Consider the following 1,586-nt stretch of genomic DNA (forward strand, 5'->3'; position numbering starts at 1 on the left):
CTGATAGAAACAGAAGCCACTGGAGCACCTCAAAAACACCATCATACACTAAATCAGTAAGTTGGCAGCATCACCCTTCCGGCAAGCTGGCGAGAAATTGCGTTAAATCCTGCGTTAATCGTTGTTGCATAGTATCCCCCATTCCTGACGTTTTCCTTTTATCCGTTCGTTATAACGCTGATAGTTCTTCGCTTTCGTAGGACTAAATGATAATGCCCGACACCAGTAATCGTTATTGAGTAAAACTTTGCATATCCGCCGCCAGGAGGGGATATCTTTCGCGCCAATGTCCCCTTGCTGGGTTTGTGGAACCTCGATGCCTTTTTTCTGATACCAGTGCAAATAAATGGCGATTTTATTGCGGTAATGCTCAGCTGTTTTTTCCGGCATGCTATTGAGCAGCAATAATGCATATTCTTGCCAGTCTAAATGTTCTGGCTTGAGGATTTTCCGATGCCCATAGAAATGATTGTCATGTCCGGCGTAAATGCCGCCACTTTTTACCCCGCTGACTCGTGCGCACATAGCAGCCCAGCGATCCGGTTCGATAACGTGATAGAGCCATAATCCTTGTCGTTGCTCCGGGCCAAAAGGTTCGCAAATTCGCATATGACGCAGAGGAACGCCTGCCTGATACATCAGGTTATACAGTGGGTTGCAGAGACTTTGATGATTTGCATACCAGGTCCAGATATCAGCCACTTTCCAGTCGTAAATGGGATAAATGTACCAGCTATGACCGCCTGGTGCGGCCGTAGTCCAGGGTTTATCGTCGGCAAAACGTTGTTTATTTAAACTGGCGATGGCGACAAAACGGTTGTAGGACTCATCCGCACGGATGCCGATCATCATCGCCGCCGGACGTTTTTGTGAAAACCATTCGGCAAACTCACGTACAAATTGTTCGAAGGTCATGCCTGGCTGGTAAAAGGAGAAAAAGTCAGGATCGGTTATCGCATCTTGCGGGGGCTGACGCACCCATTCGACATCAGGTTCCCAGCACTGCCATTCGGGTTGGTATTGTGAAAGGGAATTTTGCGTCGTAAGCGGGAGCGCAACCCAGTAAAACTCTTCGATGACATCGGTGTACAACTCGTGCAGGGACTGAACATAATTAATGGTGCAAGAGAATTGCGCCTCCCAGTCGATAAACAAAACGCAGATTTTTTTGCCCATTTGTCGGGCAAGTTCGGCTGTCAGATGCAGCATTAAACCAGAGTCTTTGCCGCCAGAAAATGAGACACAAACGCGGGGTAGGGTGTTGAGTGTCCAGGTAATACGCTCTCGTGCAGCTTCCAGAATATTGAGCGGAAGAGGAATTTTATAAATAGACATCTGAAGACGCTCTCTGAACGTTACAGGGTGATCAGTGAGATAAGACTGTTAATTATAAAGTAAACACTGAAAAGCAGAGTGTTTTATTTTTCATTCGCGCTGTGAATAAATAGGTGAAAGTTATAGTAGCTGTCTGAGGTTATATATCAAAAACACTCATTTAGACGGTCAATGAATCGTGAGAACACCAGATTGTTTAAAGAACATTTATTATAGCAAATGTAAAGCTTTATTCAAGGTAACGGATGTTC

The 1,586-nt window shown here is 45.5% G+C and carries 1 protein-coding gene and 2 pseudogenes; all 3 read right to left on the reverse strand.

Going from position 1 to position 1,586, the window contains the following annotated elements:
* Positions 1–76: 76 nt before the first annotated feature.
* Positions 77–142: pseudogene (locus OQV04_RS24520) on the reverse strand (hypothetical protein); the annotation flags it as partial.
* A complete protein-coding gene (locus OQV04_RS24525) occupies positions 115–1,335 on the reverse strand; it encodes a phosphoadenosine phosphosulfate reductase (RefSeq protein ID WP_000029797.1) in 1,221 nt (406 codons plus the stop codon). The pseudogene OQV04_RS24520 and the gene OQV04_RS24525, both read right to left, overlap by 28 nt.
* A 146-nt stretch (positions 1,336–1,481) precedes the next feature.
* Positions 1,482–1,586 (reverse strand): annotated as a pseudogene (locus OQV04_RS24530) (DNA-binding transcriptional repressor CitR); the annotation flags it as partial.

The organism is Escherichia sp. Lx600-2, from assembly GCF_036662595.1.
GTDB classification, from domain to species: domain Bacteria; phylum Pseudomonadota; class Gammaproteobacteria; order Enterobacterales; family Enterobacteriaceae; genus Escherichia; species Escherichia coli.

Coding starts and splice junctions, on each gene's coding strand:
- OQV04_RS24525 (WP_000029797.1), bottom strand. CDS start 1,335: ATGTCTATTTATAAAATTCCTCTTCCGCTCAATATTCTGGAAGCTGCA.